Origin of the sequence: Pantoea sp. Tr-811 (assembly GCF_011752535.1) — a bacterium.
In the GTDB taxonomy this organism is placed as follows: domain Bacteria; phylum Pseudomonadota; class Gammaproteobacteria; order Pseudomonadales; family Pseudomonadaceae; genus Aquipseudomonas.
The window spans coordinates 14003-31864 of sequence record NZ_VWXJ01000034.1; the positions used below are offsets into that span (position 1 = coordinate 14003).

The window sequence follows — 17862 nt, forward strand, 5'->3', positions numbered from 1 at the left end:
CCATACAGGGATAATCAATGAACAGCCGCTGGGAAGGCATCGACGAGTTCGTTGCCGTGGCAGAAATGGGCCAGTTCACTGCCGCCGCCGAGCGCCTGGGGGTGTCGTCCTCGCATATCAGCCGGCAAATTGCCCGCCTGGAAGAGCGCCTGCAAACGCGCCTGCTGTACCGCAGCACCCGCCGCGTGACCTTGAGCGAGGCCGGGCAGACCTTCCTGCAGCACTGCCAGCGCCTGCAGGACGGGCGGGAGGAAGCCCTGCGGGCGATCGGCGACCTGGCGAGCGAGCCCAAGGGGCTGCTGCGCATGACCTGCGCGGTGGCCTATGGCGAGCGTTTCATCGTGCCGCTGGTGACGCGCTTCATGGCCCTGTACCCGCAGTTGCGGGTGGACGTGGAGCTGAGCAACCGCACCTTGGACTTGCTGCATGAAGGCATGGACCTGGCGATTCGCCTGGGCCGGCTGGCCGACTCCCGGTTGGTGGCCACCCGCCTTGCACCACGGCGCATGTACCTGTGCGCCTCACCCGCCTACCTTGAACGCTACGGCCGCCCCCACAGCGTGTCGGAACTGGCCCGGCACAATTGCCTGATCGGCAGTTCAGACCTGTGGGCCTTGCAGCAGGATGGGCGCGAGATCAGCCAACGGGTGCAGGGCAACTGGCGCTGCAACAGTGGCCAGGCGGTGCTGGACGCGGCGTTGCTGGGGATGGGGCTGTGCCAGTTGCCGGACTATTACGTGCTCGAACACCTGAACAGTGGTGCGCTGGTGTCGTTGCTGGAGGGGCATCAGCCGCCGAATACCGCGGTGTGGGCGTTGTACCCGCAGCAGCGGCATCTGTCGCCCAAAGTGCGGCGATTGGTGGATTATTTGAAGGAAGGGTTGGCGGGGCTGCCGGAGTATCGGCAAGGGTGATTTGCTGGCCTCTTCGCGGGGCAAGCCCGCTCCTACAGAAGCGGGCTTGCCCCGCGAAGAGGCCGGGACAGCAATACACCAATCAGCGCCGCCCAGCCCACCGCTGGCGCAGCCACTCCAGGTCTTCCGGCCGGGTGACCTTGATATTGTCGCTACGCCCTTCGACCAGCCGCGGCGCCTGCCCCGACCATTCGATGGCCGAGGCTTCATCGGTCACGGTCACCTCCGACACCAGGCACTCGGCCAGCGCCCGGTGCAAGGCGCCCAGGCGAAACATCTGCGGCGTGTAGGCCTGCCAGATGGTGCTGCGGTCCACCGTGGCACTCACCCGACCATGGGCGTCGGCCCGCTTGAGGGTGTCGCGCGCCGGCACCGCCAGCAGCCCCCCCACCGGGTCATCGGCCAGCTCCGACAGCAGCTTGTCCAGGTCGCTACGGGCCAGGTTCGGCCGCGCGGCATCGTGCACCAGCACCCAGTCGTCATCTGCCGCCCCCTGGGCATGCAGCAGCAACAGGGCATTGAGCACCGAGTCGGCACGCTCACGCCCGCCCGCGGCACGCTGGATGCGCGCATCGCTGGCGCAGCGCAGGGCCGGCCAGTACGGGTCTTGTTCGGCAATGCTGACCACCACGCCCTTGAGCGCGGGGTGGCCAAGGAAACAGTCGAGGCTGTGCTCAAGAAGGGTCTGCCCGGCCAGCTCCAGGTATTGCTTGGGGCGGTCGGCAGCCATGCGGGCACCAACGCCCGCAGCAGGAATCACGGCCCAGAAGGCCGGTAACGGTTCACTCATTTTTGCGGCAGCTGGAAGAGGGTTTCACCCTCTTTGACCATTCCCAGTTCATGACGAGCCCGTTCTTCAACGGTCTCCATACCCTTCTTCAACTCAAGCACCTCGGCATCGAGCACGCGGTTACGCTCCAGCAGCCGTTCGTTCTCGGCGTGCTGTTCGTCGATCTGCTGCTTGAGCTCGGCCACTTGCGCAAGGCTGCCGTTACCCACCCAAAGGCGGTATTGCAGGCCACCGAGCAACAGGAGCAGGACAAGGAACAACCAATAGGGACTGCGCATCAAGGTATCCAGGTTAAAGACCGCCGCACACGGGCGTCATATAGCACGAAGCCTGGCCGAGGCCAGGCTTCGTTGACAGAAACCCGCATGAAGCGCCGGATGATTCAGTACGAAAAGTCAGTACGGAAGTTCCGGCAGCCTCGGCTGCTGTCTTTTTACCATCTCTTGCTTAGCCGCGAAACTCGGCACGACCACGGTATACCGCTTTGGCGCCCAGTTGCTCTTCGATGCGCAGCAGCTGGTTGTACTTCGAGACGCGGTCGGAGCGGCACAGCGAGCCAGTCTTGATCTGGCCAGCAGCGGTACCCACGGCCAGGTCGGCAATGGTCGAGTCTTCGGTTTCACCGGAACGGTGCGAGATCACCGCGGTGTAGCCGGCAGCCTTGGCCATCTGGATGGCTTCCAGGGTTTCGGTCAGCGAACCGATCTGGTTGAACTTGATCAGGATCGAGTTACCGATGCCCTTCTCGATGCCTTCCTTGAGGATCTTGGTGTTGGTAACGAACAGGTCGTCACCGACCAGTTGCACCTTCTCACCGATCTTGTCGGTCAGGATTTTCCAGCCAGCCCAGTCGGACTCGTCCAGGCCGTCTTCGATCGAGATGATCGGGAAGCGCTCGGTCAGGCCCTTGAGGTAGTCGGCGAAGCCTTCGGCGTCGAACGACTTGCCTTCACCGGACAGGTTGTACTTGCCGTCTTCATAGAACTCGGAGGCTGCGCAGTCCAGGGCCAGGGTCACGTCGGTGCCCAGCTTGTAGCCGGCTTTTTCCACGGCTTCGGCGATGGCGCCCAGGGCGTCTTCGTTGGAAGCCAGGTTAGGGGCGAAGCCACCTTCATCACCTACGGCGGTGTTCAGGCCACGGGCCTTGAGCACGGCTTTGAGGTGGTGGAAGATTTCGGTGCCCATGCGCAGGCCGTCGGAGAAGGTCTTGGCGCCAACGGGCTGAACCATGAACTCCTGGATGTCGACGTTGTTGTCGGCGTGCTCGCCACCGTTGATGATGTTCATCATCGGAACTGGCATCGAGTACTGGCCCGGGGTGCCGTTCAGGTTGGCGATGTGGGCGTACAGCGGCAGGTCCTGGTCCTGGGCAGCAGCCTTGGCGGCAGCCAGGGACACGGCCAGGATGGCGTTGGCGCCCAGCTTGGCCTTGTTCTCGGTCCCGTCCAGTTCGATCATGGCGTGGTCCAGGGCCTTCTGGTCGGAAGGGTCCTTGCCCAGCAGCAGCTCGCGGATCGGGCCGTTGATGTTGGCGACGGCCTTCAGCACGCCCTTGCCCAGGTAACGGCTCTTGTCGCCATCACGCAGCTCCAGCGCTTCGCGCGAGCCGGTGGAAGCACCGGACGGCGCGCAAGCGCTGCCGATGATGCCGTTGTCGAGCAGTACATCGGCTTCCACGGTGGGGTTGCCACGCGAATCGAGAACTTCACGACCTTTGATGTCGACGATTTTTGCCATTGTTGTAAGCACTCCAGAATTGACGAAAACAACGCAGCTTTAGGAAATTCTTGCCTTGCACCAGGCGGGGACGCAGCAGGCAGGCCTGGCAGAAGCAACCCCTGACCGAGCGGTCAGGGGTAGATCGGGGCGTACTTTACCCGAGAAATGAGCCTTGCGCGGCTTTAACCGTCGGAAAACTCAGCAAAGACCTGAAAAAATCAGGCCTTGTTCTTCTGGGCCAGGGCCGCCTTGACGAAGCCGCTGAACAGCGGGTGACCGTCACGCGGGGTGGAGGTGAACTCCGGGTGGAACTGGCAGGCAACGAACCATGGGTGGTCCTTGGACTCGACCACCTCGACCAGCGCGCCGTCTTCGGAGCGGCCGGAAACCACCAGGCCAGCATCAACCAGCTGCGGCAGCAGGTTGTTGTTGACCTCGTAACGGTGGCGGTGGCGCTCGGTGATGATGTCCTTGCCGTAGCAGTCGTGAACCTTGGAACCGGCAGCCAGCTGGCAGTCCTGCGCGCCCAGGCGCATGGTGCCGCCCAGGTCGGAAGCTTCGGTACGGGTTTCGACGGCACCGGTGGCATCGGCCCACTCGGTGATCAGGCCGACGACCGGGTGGCCGCTGTTGCGGTCGAACTCGGTGGAGTTGGCGTCTTTCCAGCCCATCACGTTACGGGCGAACTCGATCACGGCCACTTGCATGCCCAGGCAGATACCCAGGTACGGCACCTTGTTCTCACGGGCGTATTGCACCGCGGTGATCTTGCCTTCCACGCCGCGCAGGCCGAAACCGCCCGGTACCAGGATGGCATCGGCGCCTTCGAGCAGGCTGGTGCCCTGGTTCTCGATGTCTTCGGAATCGATGTAGCGCAGGTTCACCTTGGTACGGTTGGTGATGCCGGCGTGGCTCATCGCTTCGATCAGCGACTTGTACGCATCCAGCAGTTCCATGTACTTGCCGACCATGGCGATGGTGACTTCCTGCTCTGGGTTGAGCTTGGCGTCCACCACCTTGTCCCACTCGGACAGGTCGGCGCTGTTGCACTGCAGGCCGAAGCGCTCGACGACGAAGTCGTCCAGGCCCTGGGCGTGCAGCACAGCTGGGATCTTGTAGATGGTGTCGACGTCTTCCAGCGAAATCACCGCACGCTCTTCAACGTTGGTGAACAGCGCGATCTTGCGGCGCGACGAGGCATCGACCGGGTGGTCGGAACGGCAGATCAGCACGTCCGGCTGCAGGCCGATGGAACGCAGTTCCTTGACCGAGTGCTGGGTCGGCTTGGTCTTGGTTTCGCCAGCGGTGGCGATGTACGGGACCAGGGTCAGGTGCATCAGCATGGCGCGCTTGGAGCCCACTTCGACACGCAGCTGGCGAATTGCCTCAAGGAACGGCTGCGACTCGATGTCACCCACGGTGCCGCCGATTTCCACCAGGGCCACGTCGGCATCGCCGGCGCCCTTGATGATGCGGCGCTTGATTTCGTCGGTGATGTGCGGGATCACCTGGATGGTGGCGCCCAGGTAGTCACCACGGCGCTCCTTGCGCAGCACGTGCTCGTAGATACGGCCCGTGGTGAAGTTGTTGTTCTGGGTCATGGTGGTGCGGATGAACCGCTCGTAGTGACCCAGGTCGAGGTCGGTTTCGGCACCGTCGTGGGTGACGAACACTTCACCGTGCTGGAACGGGCTCATGGTGCCCGGATCGACGTTGATGTACGGATCCAGCTTGAGCATGGTGACCTTCAGGCCCCGCGCTTCCAGGATGGCCGCCAGGGAAGCCGAGGCAATGCCTTTCCCCAATGAAGAAACAACACCGCCCGTGACGAATATGTAGCGCGTCATGAAAAACCCTAGAAGTCTGCGTTAAGGCGGCCAGCGCCGCCGGAGAAAGCGAAGGAAGGCCGAAGCCCCCGATCACCTGCGTCAATCACAGTGCATCTCGAAAAACTGCCGCGTCTGTACAGACCAGGGGTACCCCCGGCATGGAGCTCGCTCGTCATTTCCAGAATCAGCCCAGCAAAAAACTGCTTGGTAATCGGCAACTGCTGTGTTTCCGGGGAAGCCACAGAAGCTGTATCAAGAAGGGAGGGTAGTCTACCCGAATGTACCCTTCAGCTCAAACCTTGCGCGTTCGTCGGCAGCTGCCAGTGCAGCTGGCAATTCGCCTGCGCCAGCGCCGGCAGGTTGGCCACCGCCAGCAACTGCTCGCCGCGGTACAGCAGCGGCAGGCGCGGGCGCACGAAGTGCGGGACCTGCAGCTCGTTGAGCAGGCGCTTGAGGTCGCGCCGGCCACGGCCAGGGATGTCCAGCACCTCGCCACCCTGGCGGTAACGGATGCACAAGCCACCGGGTGCCGGCGCGGCATCGAGACGCACGTTGCCGTTGCCCGGCAATGTCAGGGGCGTAGCAGGGTCAGCCCAGGCGCACTCCCCCTCGGGCGTGCGCAGCCACTGGCCGCTCAACCACCACAACCGGCCGTGGCTGCGCACCAACCGCCCATCGGCAAGTTGCCAGACCGGCTGGGCATCGCCAGCAGCGTCGCGCAGGTCGGCCCACCCTGCCCAGTGGCGGGTGTCGGGCAAACGGGTGCGCGGGCTGAGCCAGAACTGCAGGGCATTACGCTGGCGCGCTGGCGACAGCGCGGCGAGCACCGCAAGGTCAAGCGATTCGAGCATGGCCCAGGCCGATGCCGCGCCCTCCCCGGCCCGGGCCAGGTCACCCTGGGCCAGTTCGTCGAGCAGGCCCAACGCCTCACCCAGGTGCTGGGCGCTGCGCGCCATGTTCTGGCAGGCCTGGGGCCAGCGTTGCTGCAACCGGGGGAATACTTCGCCACGCAGGTAGTTGCGGTCGAAGGTGGTATCGGCGTTTGACGGGTCTTCGATCCAGGCCAGCCCGTTGGCCTGGGCATAGGCGAGCAATTGCTCGCGCGAGGTGCCGAGCAAGGGCCGAACCAGGCTGCCCTGGCCCAGGGAACGGCGTTCGGGCATCGCCGCCAAACCGCGCAGGCCGGCACCGCGCAGCAGGCGGAACAACAGGGTTTCGGCCTGGTCGTCACGGTGTTGGGCGGTGAAGAGGAGGTCGCCCTGCTGCAATACCGCTTCGAACGCGCCATAGCGGGCATCGCGGGCAGCCTGTTCAAGGCTGGCGCCGGGGGCAACCTGGACGTGGATGACCTGGAGTTCAATGCCGAGATTGTCGCAGATGGCTTGGCAGTGGGCAGGCCAGGCGTCGGCGGCGGGTTGCAGGCCGTGGTGGACATGCAGCGCACGCAATGGGGGCGATGGGTGATGGCGGGCGTAGTCTGCCAGCAGGTGCAAGAGCACGGTGGAGTCGAGGCCGCCGGAGAAGGCGATGTACCAGGTGGGGGCGTTGAGCCAAGGGGTGAGGTGGATCATTGGCGGCCTCACTTGGCTTGAGATTGCCGGGGGTGCTTTGCAGCCCATTCGCGGGGCGAGCCCGCTCCTACAAAAGGTTGCGACTTGCTGTAGGAGCGGGCTTGCCCCGCGAATGGGCCGCGAAGCGGCCCCGGGTCTATCAGAGCCCGTAGCTCATCAGGCGGTCATAACGACGGGCCAGCAGCGCGTCGTGGTCGAGCTTGCCGAGCATGTCCAGCTGCTGCACCAGGTCGGCACGGATGCTTTCGGACATCTTGGCCGGGTCGCGGTGGGCGCCGCCCAGCGGCTCCTGGATCACCTTGTCGACGATGTTCAGGCTCTTCAGGCGCTCGGCGGTGATGCCCATGGCCTCGGCAGCGTCGGCCGCCTTGTCGGCAGTCTTCCACAGGATCGAGGCGCAGCCTTCCGGCGAAATCACCGAGTAGGTGGAATATTGCAGCATGTTCAGCTGGTCGCACACGCCAATGGCCAACGCACCGCCGGAACCACCCTCACCGATCACGGTGGCGATGATTGGCGTCTTCAGGCGCGCCATCACGCGCAGGTTCCAGGCAATCGCCTCGCTCTGGTTGCGCTCTTCGGCGTCGATGCCCGGGTAGGCGCCGGGGGTGTCGATGAAGGTCAGGATCGGCATCTTGAAGCGCTCGGCCATTTCCATCAGGCGGCAGGCCTTGCGGTAGCCTTCAGGGCGCGGCATGCCGAAGTTGCGGCGCACTTTCTCGCGCACTTCGCGGCCCTTCTGGTGGCCAATGACCATGACCGGCTTGCCGTCCAGGCGCGCGGTGCCACCCACGATGGCAGCATCGTCGGAGAAGTGGCGGTCGCCGTGCAGTTCTTCGAACTCGGTGAAGATGTGCTCCAGGTAGTCCAGGGTGTAAGGACGACGTGGATGACGGGCCAGGCGGGCGATCTGCCAGCTGGTCAGGTTGCCGAAGATGCTTTCGGTCAGGGTGTTGCTCTTGTCTTGCAGACGGGCAATTTCATCGCTGATGTTCAGCGAGTTGTCGTTGCCTACCAGGCGCAGGCCTTCGATCTTGGCTTGCAGGTCGGCAATCGGCTGTTCGAAATCGAGAAAATTCGGGTTCATAGTCATCCGTCTTGGGTCTACGGCCAGGCGGCCGGCCGGTTGATCCGTTTGGCGCCCTACCTTAAGGGATCAGGCGCATATAGGTCGAGATTAAATTTCGTCGATTCAACGATATTGCAGGAAGACGTTCTCACGCCCGAACTGGTCACGCAGGGCCTGAATCAGCCCATCGGCCGGGTCGATCGACCACTGCTCGCCGAACTGCAGCATGGCCTTGGCATCGCTGCCGGTGTACTCCAGGGTGATCGGGCAGGCACCGCGATGGCGGGTAATCAGCTCGCCCAGCCACTTCAGGCGGTCGCCCTTGAGTGCGTCATGGGCGACCTTCAGGCGCAGGCTTTCGGCCAGTTTGGTGCGCGCATCCTCCATGGTCATCACCTGCTTGACCCGCAGGCGCAGGCCACCAGAGAAATCGTCGTTGCTGACCTCGCCTTCGACCACCACCATGGCATCGGCCTGCAGCAAGGACTGTGCCGCCATGTAGGCATCGGCGAACAGCGAGGCCTCGATGCGCCCGGAGCGGTCATCGAGGGTGACGAAGCCCATCTTGTCGCCCTTCTTGTTCTTCATCACCCGCAGGGCAATGATCATCCCGGCGATGGTCTGGGTTTCACGCGAGGGCTTGAGGTCGATGATGCGCTGGCGGGCGAAACGGCGGATCTCGGTCTCGTATTCGTCGATCGGGTGGCCGGTGAGGTACAGCCCAAGGGTGTCCTTCTCGCCCTTGAGGCGTTCCTTGAGGGTGAGTTCGCGCACCTTGCGGTGGTTGGCGTAAACGTCCACGTCGGCGTCGTCGAACATGCTGCCGAACAGGTCGACGTGGCCGCTGTCAGCGGTGTGGGCCGCCTGCTCGGCAGCCTTCACGGCCTCGCCCAGCGCCGACAACAGGGTCGCGCGGTTGATGTCGATGTGGGCGTGGTAGGCCTTGATCTCGTCATGGAAGTGCGGGCCCAGGCGGTCCAGCGCGCCACTGCGAATCAGTGCATCGAGGGTACGCTTGTTGACCCGCTTGAGGTCGATGCGCTCGCAGAAGTCGAACAGGTCCTTGAACGGCCCGCCCTCGGCGCGCGCCTCGACGATGGCCTCCACCGGGCCCTCGCCCACGCCCTTGATCGCGCCCAGGCCATAGACGATGCGCCCGTCGTTGTTGACGGTGAACTTGAAGTCGGAGAAGTTCACGTCCGGCGCGTCGAGGCGCAGCTTCATGCTGCGCACTTCCTCTACCAGCACCACCACCTTGTCGGTGTTGTGCATGTCCGCCGACAGTACCGCGGCCATGAACGGTGCCGGGTAGTGGGTTTTCAGCCAGGCGGTTTGGTACGACACCAGGCCATAGGCCGCGGAGTGGGATTTGTTGAAGCCGTAGCCTGCGAACTTCTCTACCAGGTCGAAGATGTTACCCGCAAGATCGGCTTCGATATTGTTGGCCACGCAGCCTTCGATGAAACCACCGCGCTGCTTGGCCATCTCCTCGGGCTTTTTCTTACCCATGGCCCGGCGCAGCATGTCGGCACCACCGAGGGTGTAGCCGGCCATCACCTGGGCGATCTGCATCACCTGTTCCTGGTACAGGATGATGCCGTAGGTTGGCGCCAATACCGGCTTGAGGCCTTCGTATTGGTAGTCCGAGTGCGGGTAGGCCAGCTCGGCACGGCCGTGCTTGCGGTTGATGAAGTCGTCCACCATGCCCGACTGCAGCGGGCCTGGGCGGAACAGCGCCACCAGTGCGATCAGGTCTTCCAGGCAGTCGGGCTTGAGCTTCTTGATCAGCTCCTTCATGCCGCGCGATTCAAGCTGGAACACCGCCGTGGTTTCGGCTTTTTGCAGCAGCTCGTAGGTCTTGCGGTCGTCCAGCGGGATGAAGTCGATGTTCACATCGGGCAGGTTGTTCTTGGCCTGCTCGCGGTTGATGATCTCCATCGCCCACTTGATGATGGTCAGGGTGCGCAGGCCGAGGAAGTCGAACTTCACCAGGCCCGCGGCCTCGACGTCATCCTTGTCGAACTGGGTCACCAGGCCGCCGCCTTCCTCGTCACAGGCAATCGGCGAGAAGTCGGTGAGCTTGGTCGGGGCGATTACCACGCCACCGGCGTGCTTGCCGGTGCCGCGGGTGACGCCTTCGAGCTTGAGCGCCATGTCCCAGATTTCGCGGGCGTCTTCGTCGCCCTTGAGGAAGTCGCGCAGGATCTCTTCCTGCTCGAAGGCTTTCTCCAGGGTCATGCCCACTTCGAACGGGATCATCTTCGACAGGCGGTCGGCCAGGCCGTAGGACTTGCCCTGCACCCGCGCCACGTCGCGCACCACTGCCTTGGCGGCCATGGTGCCGAAGGTGATGATCTGGCTTACCGCGTTACGGCCATAGGCTTCGGCCACGTAGTCGATTACCCGGTCGCGGCCATCCATGCAGAAGTCGACATCGAAGTCGGGCATGGAAATACGTTCAGGGTTGAGGAAGCGCTCGAACAGCAGGTCGTAGGCCAGCGGGTCGAGGTCGGTGATCTTCAGTACGTAGGCCACCAACGAACCGGCACCCGAACCCCGCCCCGGGCCGACCGGCACGTCGTTGTTCTTGGCCCACTTGATGAAGTCCATAACGATCAGGAAGTAGCCGGGGAAGCCCATCTGGATGATGATGTCCAGCTCGAACTTCAGGCGGTCCAGGTAGACCTGGCGCTTTTCTTCGTAATTGGGCGTGGTGTCTTTGGGCCAGAGCACCGCCAGGCGCTCTTCCAGGCCCTCGTGGGACACGTGGCGCAGGTAATCGTCGATGCCCATGCCGTTGGGCGTGGGGAAGTCGGGCAGGAAGTACTTGCCCAGTTGCACCTGGATGTTGCAGCGCTTGGCGATTTCCACCGTGTTGGCAATGGCGTCGGGCAGGTCGCTGAACAGCTCGGCCATTTCCTCGGCCGACTTCAGGTACTGCTGGTCGCTGTAGCCACGCGGGCGGCGCGGGTCGTCGAGGGTCCAGCCCTCGCCGATACACACGCGGGTTTCGTGGGCGTCGAAGTCCGATTGCTTGATGAAGCGCACATCGTTGGTCGCGACCAATGGCGCGCCGAGCTGGTCGGCCAGGGCTACCGCGGCGTGCACGTATTCCTCGTCACCGGCGCGGTTGGTGCGCTGCACTTCGACGTAGAAGCGTTCGGGGAACATGCCCATCCAGTCGCCCAGCAGCGCGATGGCTTCCTCGGTACGGCCGTTCATCAGGGCCATGCCGATATCGCCTTCCTTGCCTGCAGACAGGGCGATCAGCCCTTCGCTGGCGGGGGCGATCCACTCGCGCTGGAGAATCACCAGGCCATTGCGCTGGCCGTCGGTCCAGCCCCGCGAGATCAGCTCGGTGAGGTTGCGGTAGCCCTTGGGGTTCATGGCCAGGAAGCAGATCCGCGACAGCGGCGCCTCCGGGTCGGCACCGGCCAGCCACAGGTCGGCGCCGCAGATCGGCTTGATGCCAGCGCCCATGGCGGTTTTGTAGAACTTCACCAGCGAGCACATGTTGCTCTGGTCGGTGATCGCCACCGCCGGCATGTTCATCCCCGCCAGCGCCTTGGCCAGCGGCTTGATCCGCACCAGGCCGTCGACCAGCGAAAATTCGGAGTGGACGCGCAGGTGAACGAAGGGAACCGACATGGAAAGTCCTGTAGCAGTGCTGAACGACAAGGGCGGGATTGTAGCGTAATTAGGCTGGTTTTTTGGGGCTGCGCTGTCGCGCAAGGAACATTGCCTGTAGGAGCGGGCTTGCCCCGCGAACACCGGCACAGCCGGAGCCATCCACCGCGGCGCCTGTTTCGCGGGTCAAGCCCGCTCCTACAGCGTCACCCTCAAATCAAATAGTTACGATTTGTTCCACTGGGGCGATCAGATCAGGGAATCGGTAATGCCCAGGCGGGCTTCCCAGGCCGCACGCACGGGTGCGAAGGAACGCCGATGAATGGGCGTTGGCCCGAGGCGCGCGAGGGCTTCGAGGTGCACCGGCGTCGGGTAGCCCTTGTGCCCACCGATGCCGTAGCCCGGGTAGATCAGCTCGAAGGCGCTCATCTCCCGGTCACGGGTGACCTTGGCCAGAATCGACGCCGCTGCAATCGCCGGCACCTGGCTGTCGCCCTTGACCACCGGCGCTGCCGGCACCGCCAGTTTCGGGCAGCGGTTGCCGTCGATCAGCGCCAGTTTCGGGGTCACGTGCAACCCTTCCACCGCGCGCTGCATGGCCAACATGGTGGCCTGCAGGATATTCAGCCGGTCGATTTCCTCGACCTCGGCGCGGGCGATGCAAAAACTCAGGGCTTTTTCGCAAATCTCATCGAACAGCGCTTCGCGCTTGGCCTCGGTAAGCTTTTTCGAATCGTTCAGGCCCAGGATCGGCCGTGCCGGGTCGAGAATCACCGCGGCGGTGACGACCGCGCCGCACAGCGGCCCACGGCCGACTTCATCGACACCGGCGACCAGGTCTTCGACCAGGTTGAAGTCCAGTCCAATCTGCATGTCAGCGGTCCTTGAGCAAGGCCAGTACCGCGTCGGCCGCCTGGTTGGAGGCGTCGCGGCGCAGGCTGCGGTGAATTTCGTCGAAGCGTTCGGTCTGCTGGCTGCCGTCCTGCACCAGCGGTGCCAGGGCCTGGGCCAGGGCTTCGCTGGTGGCGGCGTCCTGCAGCAGCTCCGGTACCAGCTCGCGCTGGGCCAGCAGGTTGGGTAACGACACGTAGGGGCTTTTGACCAGGCGCTTGAGAATCCAGTAGGTCAGCGGTGCCAGGCGGTAAGCCACCACCATCGGGCGCTTGTACAACAGCGCTTCCAAGGTGGCGGTGCCCGAGGCGATCAGCACCGCGTCGCAGGCGGCCAGGGCCTGGTGCGACTGGCCATCGAGCAAGGTCAACGGCAGGTCGCGGCCTTCGAGCATCTGCTCGACCTGGGCACGGCGCGCCGGGTTGGCGCAGGGCAGCACGAACCGTACGCCCGGCACCCGCTCGCGTAACTGTTGAGCCGTATCGAGGAACAGCGCACCCAGGCGCCCAACCTCGCCACCGCGGCTACCCGGCATCAGCGCCACTACCGGCCCCTCGCCCAGGCCCAAGGCACTGCGCGCCGCCTGGCGGTCGGCGGATAACGGGATGGTATCGGCCAGCGGGTGGCCAACGAACCGCACGGGCACGCCCTGTTCTTCATAGAAGCGCGCCTCAAACGGCAGCAGGGTCAGCATCAGGTCGCAGCCTTCGCGGATCTTCAGCACACGCTTCTGCCGCCAGGCCCAGACCGACGGGCTGACGTAATGCACGGTTTTGATGCCCGCCTGGCGCAGTTTCAATTCGATGTTGAGGGTGAAATCCGGGGCGTCGATGCCGATGAACACATCTGGCCGCTCGGCGATCAGCGTCTGGATCAGCAGCTTGCGCCGCTTGAGCAGTTCACGCAGGCGCCCCAGCACTTCGACCAGGCCCATGACCGCCAGGCGTTCCATGGGGAAATACGACTGCAGGCCTTCGGCTTCCATCAACGGGCCGCCGACACCGATAAAACGCACGTCGGGATGGCGCGCCTTGAGGGCGCGCATCAGGCCGGAACCGAGAATATCGCCGCTGGCCTCACCCGCGACCAGGGCTACGCAAAGCTGCGCCATGTCAGCGGGTGATGCCGCGGGCGGAATTCGCGATCGACTGGCGGAACAGCTCGACCTCTGGGTGCTTGCTGGCCAGCTCGTCGAGCTCCTTGATCGCTTCTTCCACGGTCAGGCCCTGGCGGTAGACGATCTTGTAGGAACGGCGCAGCTCGCGGATCACTTCGTCGCTGAAGCCACGGCGGCGCATGCCTTCGAAGTTCATGCTGCGGGCCTCGGCAGGGCTGCCGAACACCGTGACGAACGCCGGAACGTCCTTGCCAATGGCCGTGCCCATGCCCGAGAAAGCGTGCGCGCCGATGTGGCAGTACTGGTGCACCAGGGTGAAGCCAGACAGGATCGCCCAGTCACCCACGTGCACGTGCCCGGCCAACGCGGTGTTGTTGACCAGGATGCAGTGGTTGCCGATAACGCTGTCGTGGCCGATGTGGGCATAGGCCATGATCAGGTTATGGTCGCCCAGGGTGGTTTCCGAGCGGTCCTGGATGGTGCCGCGGTGGATGGTCACACCCTCGCGGATCACGTTGTGATCCCCGATCACCAGGCGCGTCGGCTCACCCTTGTACTTGAGGTCCGGGGTGTCTTCGCCAATCGAGGAAAACTGGTAGATACGGTTGTGCTTGCCAATCCGCGTCGGGCCCTTGAGTACCACGTGTGGGCCGATGACCGTGCCCTCGCCGATTTCGACATCGGGGCCGACAATCGACCACGGGCCGACTTCGACGCCGGCGGCCAGCTTGGCCGAGGGGTCGATGATCGCCCGTGGGTCAATCGAACTCACAGGGAGCGTTCCGCGCAGGTGATTTCGGCCGAGCAGACCGCCTTGCCGTCAACCAGGGCACGGCACTCGAATTTCCAGATCATGCTTTTGCGGCTGAGGAACTTGGCTTCCAGTACCAGCTGGTCGCCCGGCAGCACAGGCTGGCGGAAGCGCAGCTTGTCGGAGCCGACGAAGTAGTACAGGGTGCCGTCGGCCGGCTTGGCATCGAGCATCTTGAAGCCGAGGATGCCGGCGGCCTGGGCCATGGCCTCGATAATCAGCACGCCCGGCATGATCGGGTGCGCCGGGAAGTGGCCATTGAAGAACGGTTCGTTGATGCTGACATTCTTGTAGGCACGAATGCTCTGGGCCTCGAAGTCCAGATCCGTCACGCGATCCACCAGCAGGAACGGGTAACGGTGAGGCAGGTATTCGCGAATCTCGTTGATGTCCATCATTTCGGGGGGAAGCCTGTAATAAGAATAGGGAGCGCAGGGGCTGACCGCACGCTCCTTTTGCAATCCAAAGAGGAGCCAGCTAGCGACTGTTCACTCTTGCTCAGGAAATGGTATCAGCCTTCTGATGCCGGCTGGCCACCTGAGGTCACGGTATCGACACGTTTTTCCAGCTGCTGGAGACGCTTGGCCATGTCATCCAGCTGGCGGATACGCGCAGCGCTCTTGCGCCAGTCAGCCAAAGGCTGCATGGCCGTACCGGATGAATAGGAACCGGGTTCGGTGATCGAACGGGTCACCATGGTCATGCCGGAGATGAATACGTTATCGCAGATATCGATATGCCCCACCAGGCCAACACCGCCAGCGAGCATGCAATGCTTGCCGATGCGCGTGCTGCCGGAAATGCCGACACAGGCCGCCATGGCCGTGTGGTCACCGATCTGCACGTTGTGGGCGATCTGGATCTGGTTATCGAGCTTGACCCCGTCGCCGATCCGGGTGTCGGACAGCGCGCCACGGTCAACGGCCGTGTTCACGCCGATTTCCACGTCATCACCGATGGTGACACCGCCGATCTGGGCGATCTTGCGCCACACGCCCTTCTCGTTGGCGAAGCCGAAGCCCTCGCCGCCGATCACGGCGCCCGACTGAATGACCACACGCTTGCCGATGGTCACGTCGTGGTACAACGTGACGCGCGGTGCCAGCCAACCACCCTCGCCCACCACGCTACGGGCACCGACCACGCAGTGCGCGCCGATGCTGACGTTGGCGCCGATGCGCGCGCCGCTCTCGATCACCGCGAACGGGCCGATGCAGGCACTGGCGTCCACCTGGGCGTCCTCAGCCACCACGGCGCTGGGATGAATACCCGCCACAGCCTTGGGTTTGGGGTCGAACAGGTGGGAGATACGCGCGTAGGCCAGGTACGGGTCCGCCACGATCAGGGCGTTGCCGGTGAAGCCTTCGGCGTCCGCAGCCTTGAGCAGCACCGCGGCAGCCTGGCAGTTGTCCAGGTATTTGCGGTACTGCGGGTTGGCGAGAAAGCTCAATTGACCGGGGCCGGCCTCCTGCAAGGTGGCCAGCCCGGTAATCTGCAGCGCCTCGGGGCCCTGAAGGGTAGCCCCGAGGGCCTCGGCCAACTGGCCGAGCGTCATGGTCAGGGTCATATCAACGGGCTTGGTTCATGCGCTCGATGACTTGGCGGGTGATGTCGTACTGAGGTTTGACATCGATGACCGCACCACGCTCGAGTACCAGGTCGTAACCGCCTTTCTTGATCACTTCCTCGACGGCGCCGTCCAGCTTAGGCTTCAGTTGCTTGAGCATGTCGCGATCGGCAACGGCCTTGGCTTCGTTCAGCTCCTTGGACTGGAACTGGAAGTCACGGGCTTTCTGCTTGAACTCGAGCTCCAGGCGCTCACGCTCCGGCTGAGCCATCTTGTCACCGCCCTTGATCAGGCGATCCTGGATGCCCTTGGCACTGCTTTCCAGGCCTTTGAGCTTGGTCAGCTGCGGGCCGAACTTCTTCTCGGCATCCACGGCGTACTTCTTGGCCGCGTCGGATTCGAGCAGGGCCATCTGATAGTTCAGAACGGCTACCTTCATTTCGGCGAACGCCGGGGTGGCGACCAGCGCCGCGGCCACTACGGCCAGTTGAGCCAATTTACGCACGATGCACTCCTGGATAAACCGTTGTCGTTAAGCAGGGGCCGACCTTAGAAGGTCTGGCCCAGAGAGAATTGGAACACCTGAGTATCGGCATCGTCCGGCTTCTTCACCGGCATTGCCAGGCTGAAGCTCAACGGGCCCAGGGCCGTGATCCAGGTGACGCCCAGGCCGACCGAACTGGCCATGCCCGAGAAGCCGACCTTCTCGCAATCCGGCTTGCTGCCGCAATTGGTGTCGAACACGTTACCCACGTCCCAGAAGACCGAGGTGCGCAGCGAGCGCTGGTCCTTGACGAACGGCAGCGGGAACAGCAACTCGACGCCACCTTGGACCAGCACGTTGCCACCGAATGGCAGCGGATCTTGGTCCGGGTCAGCAATGGTACCTGGTCTGTGGCCTGGTTGGCCTTCTGCGACGCTAGGTGTACTGCGCGGACCGAGGCTGCTGTCCTTGAAGCCACGCACGGAGTTGAAGCCACCGGCGTAGTAGTTCTCGTAGAACGGCAGACCGGAGGTGCTTCCGTAGCCATCACCATAGCCCAGTTCAGTGTGCAGGCGCAGGGTGTAGTCATTGGTAATTGGCTTGAACAACTGGCCCCGGTAGTCGACCTTGAAGAATGACAGGTCGCTTCCCGGAATGGTCGATTCGAGGGTCAGGCTTTGCGAGTGACCGCGCGTTGCCAGCACGCCCTTGTTCAAGGTCGATTCGGACCAACCGATCGACGCCTTGAAGTTCAGGAAGTTGTCGCCTTCCTTATCAAGGAAATCGAAAATCTCGTTGACGGTGTACTTACCGGTCTTGATCTTGTCCTGCTGAACGCTCAAGCCATAGGTCAGGCGCGAGGTTTCGCTGATCGGGTAGCCAAGGCTGACACCGGCACCCAGGCTGTCCACCGCATAGCTCGCCACGTCGACGTCGAGGTCGTCGTAGTTGGTGCTGCGGTAGAAGGCGTTGTAGCCCAGGCTCACGCCGTCGGCAGTGAAGTAGGGGTCAACGAAGCCGAAGTTGTAGCGGGTCTGGTATTCCGAACGGGTCAGGCCGATGGACACCTTGTTACCGGTACCGAGGAAGTTGCTCTGGCTGATCGAGCCACCCAGGATCAGGCCCGCGCTCTGGGCGAAACCGACGCTGGCGGTGATCGAACCGGAGGCTTGCTCCTCGACGCTGTAGTTCACGTCGACCTGGTCGTCGGTGCCTGGCACCGGCGGGGTTTCGACGTTGACTTCCTTGAAGAAGCCCAGGCGCTCCAGGCGGGTCTTGGACTGGTCGATCAGGTAGGTCGAAGCCCAGCCACCTTCCATCTGGCGCATTTCGCGGCGCAGCACTTCGTCTTCGGTCTTGGTGTTGCCGCGGTAGTTGATGCGGTTGACGTAGGCACGCTTGCCCGGGTCGACCACGAACATGATGTCGACGGTGTGGTCCTGGTCGTTCGGCTGTGGCACGCCGTTGACGTTG

General features: G+C 63.5%; 15 protein-coding genes. 1 reads left to right on the forward strand and 14 read right to left on the reverse strand.

Translation table 11 applies throughout. From position 1 onward, the window contains the following. The first annotated feature begins 17 nt into the window (after positions 1–17). A complete protein-coding gene (locus tag F3J44_RS28630) occupies positions 18–914 on the forward strand; it encodes a LysR substrate-binding domain-containing protein (RefSeq protein WP_167069087.1) in 897 nt (298 codons plus the stop codon). Between the two features lie 82 nt (positions 915–996). Here the strand turns inward: F3J44_RS28630 and ispD are convergent, their stop codons facing one another. From ispD to bamA, 14 genes are all read right to left on the reverse strand, one after another. Then, positions 997–1704 carry a 2-C-methyl-D-erythritol 4-phosphate cytidylyltransferase gene (gene ispD, locus F3J44_RS28635; protein WP_167277843.1) on the reverse strand — a complete coding sequence of 236 codons (708 nt, stop codon included), beginning with the start codon at positions 1702–1704 and terminating at the stop codon, positions 997–999. Beyond that, positions 1701–1982, reverse strand: a complete 282-nt coding sequence (gene ftsB, locus F3J44_RS28640) for a cell division protein FtsB (RefSeq protein WP_023534037.1) — start codon at positions 1980–1982, stop codon at positions 1701–1703. The genes ispD and ftsB overlap by 4 nt, the downstream gene beginning before the upstream one ends. Before the next feature lie 169 nt (positions 1983–2151). Then, positions 2152–3441: a phosphopyruvate hydratase gene (gene eno / locus F3J44_RS28645; RefSeq protein ID WP_167069093.1), complete on the reverse strand. Its 1290-nt coding sequence runs from the start codon at positions 3439–3441 to the stop codon at positions 2152–2154. A gap of 200 nt (positions 3442–3641) precedes the next feature. Then, positions 3642–5270 (reverse strand): CTP synthase, encoded by a 1629-nt coding sequence (locus tag F3J44_RS28650; protein ID WP_167069096.1) that lies wholly within the window; start codon positions 5268–5270, stop codon positions 3642–3644. Positions 5271–5539: 269 nt separating this feature from the next. Beyond that, a complete protein-coding gene (gene tilS / locus F3J44_RS28655) occupies positions 5540–6823 on the reverse strand; it encodes a tRNA lysidine(34) synthetase TilS (RefSeq protein WP_167277850.1) in 1284 nt (427 codons plus the stop codon). A 139-nt stretch (positions 6824–6962) separates the two neighbouring features. Beyond that, a complete protein-coding gene (gene accA, locus F3J44_RS28660; protein ID WP_015269200.1) occupies positions 6963–7910 on the reverse strand; it encodes an acetyl-CoA carboxylase carboxyl transferase subunit alpha in 948 nt (315 codons plus the stop codon). Positions 7911–8015: 105 nt separating this feature from the next. Next, complete coding sequence (dnaE, locus tag F3J44_RS28665) at positions 8016–11540, reverse strand: DNA polymerase III subunit alpha (RefSeq protein ID WP_167277851.1); 3525 nt, start codon at positions 11538–11540, stop codon at positions 8016–8018. A 228-nt stretch (positions 11541–11768) separates the two neighbouring features. Beyond that, positions 11769–12392, reverse strand: a complete 624-nt coding sequence (gene rnhB / locus F3J44_RS28670) for a ribonuclease HII (protein WP_167069106.1) — start codon at positions 12390–12392, stop codon at positions 11769–11771. 1 nt (position 12393) lies between these two features. After that, on the reverse strand, positions 12394–13521 hold the full coding sequence (gene lpxB, locus F3J44_RS28675) for a lipid-A-disaccharide synthase (RefSeq protein WP_167069109.1): 1128 nt from the start codon (positions 13519–13521) through the stop codon (positions 12394–12396). A gap of 1 nt (position 13522) precedes the next feature. Further along, positions 13523–14299 carry an acyl-ACP--UDP-N-acetylglucosamine O-acyltransferase gene (lpxA, locus tag F3J44_RS28680; RefSeq protein ID WP_167069112.1) on the reverse strand — a complete coding sequence of 259 codons (777 nt, stop codon included), beginning with the start codon at positions 14297–14299 and terminating at the stop codon, positions 13523–13525. After that, entirely contained in the window at positions 14296–14736 is a 441-nt protein-coding gene (gene fabZ / locus F3J44_RS28685) for a 3-hydroxyacyl-ACP dehydratase FabZ (protein ID WP_060480150.1), read from the reverse strand. Before fabZ ends, lpxA begins: the two co-directional genes overlap by 4 nt. A gap of 113 nt (positions 14737–14849) precedes the next feature. Next, on the reverse strand, positions 14850–15905 hold the full coding sequence (gene lpxD, locus F3J44_RS28690) for a UDP-3-O-(3-hydroxymyristoyl)glucosamine N-acyltransferase (RefSeq protein WP_167069116.1): 1056 nt from the start codon (positions 15903–15905) through the stop codon (positions 14850–14852). 1 nt (position 15906) lies between these two features. Next, complete coding sequence (locus tag F3J44_RS28695) at positions 15907–16410, reverse strand: OmpH family outer membrane protein (RefSeq protein ID WP_167069119.1); 504 nt, start codon at positions 16408–16410, stop codon at positions 15907–15909. Between the two features lie 44 nt (positions 16411–16454). Next, positions 16455–17862: outer membrane protein assembly factor BamA (gene bamA, locus F3J44_RS28700; protein ID WP_167277853.1), on the reverse strand; the 1408-nt coding region annotated here is incomplete at its 5' end.

Coding starts and splice junctions, on each gene's coding strand:
- tilS (WP_167277850.1), bottom strand. CDS start 6,823: ATGATCCACCTCACCCCTTGGCTCAACGCCCCCACCTGGTACATCGCC.
- eno (WP_167069093.1), bottom strand. CDS start 3,441: ATGGCAAAAATCGTCGACATCAAAGGTCGTGAAGTTCTCGATTCGCGT.
- fabZ (WP_060480150.1), bottom strand. CDS start 14,736: ATGATGGACATCAACGAGATTCGCGAATACCTGCCTCACCGTTACCCG.
- rnhB (WP_167069106.1), bottom strand. CDS start 12,392: ATGCAGATTGGACTGGACTTCAACCTGGTCGAAGACCTGGTCGCCGGT.
- ftsB (WP_023534037.1), bottom strand. CDS start 1,982: ATGCGCAGTCCCTATTGGTTGTTCCTTGTCCTGCTCCTGTTGCTCGGT.
- dnaE (WP_167277851.1), bottom strand. CDS start 11,540: ATGTCGGTTCCCTTCGTTCACCTGCGCGTCCACTCCGAATTTTCGCTG.
- F3J44_RS28630 (WP_167069087.1), top strand. CDS start 18: ATGAACAGCCGCTGGGAAGGCATCGACGAGTTCGTTGCCGTGGCAGAA.
- accA (WP_015269200.1), bottom strand. CDS start 7,910: ATGAACCCGAATTTTCTCGATTTCGAACAGCCGATTGCCGACCTGCAA.
- ispD (WP_167277843.1), bottom strand. CDS start 1,704: ATGAGTGAACCGTTACCGGCCTTCTGGGCCGTGATTCCTGCTGCGGGC.
- lpxD (WP_167069116.1), bottom strand. CDS start 15,905: ATGACCCTGACCATGACGCTCGGCCAGTTGGCCGAGGCCCTCGGGGCT.
- lpxB (WP_167069109.1), bottom strand. CDS start 13,521: ATGGCGCAGCTTTGCGTAGCCCTGGTCGCGGGTGAGGCCAGCGGCGAT.
- F3J44_RS28650 (WP_167069096.1), bottom strand. CDS start 5,270: ATGACGCGCTACATATTCGTCACGGGCGGTGTTGTTTCTTCATTGGGG.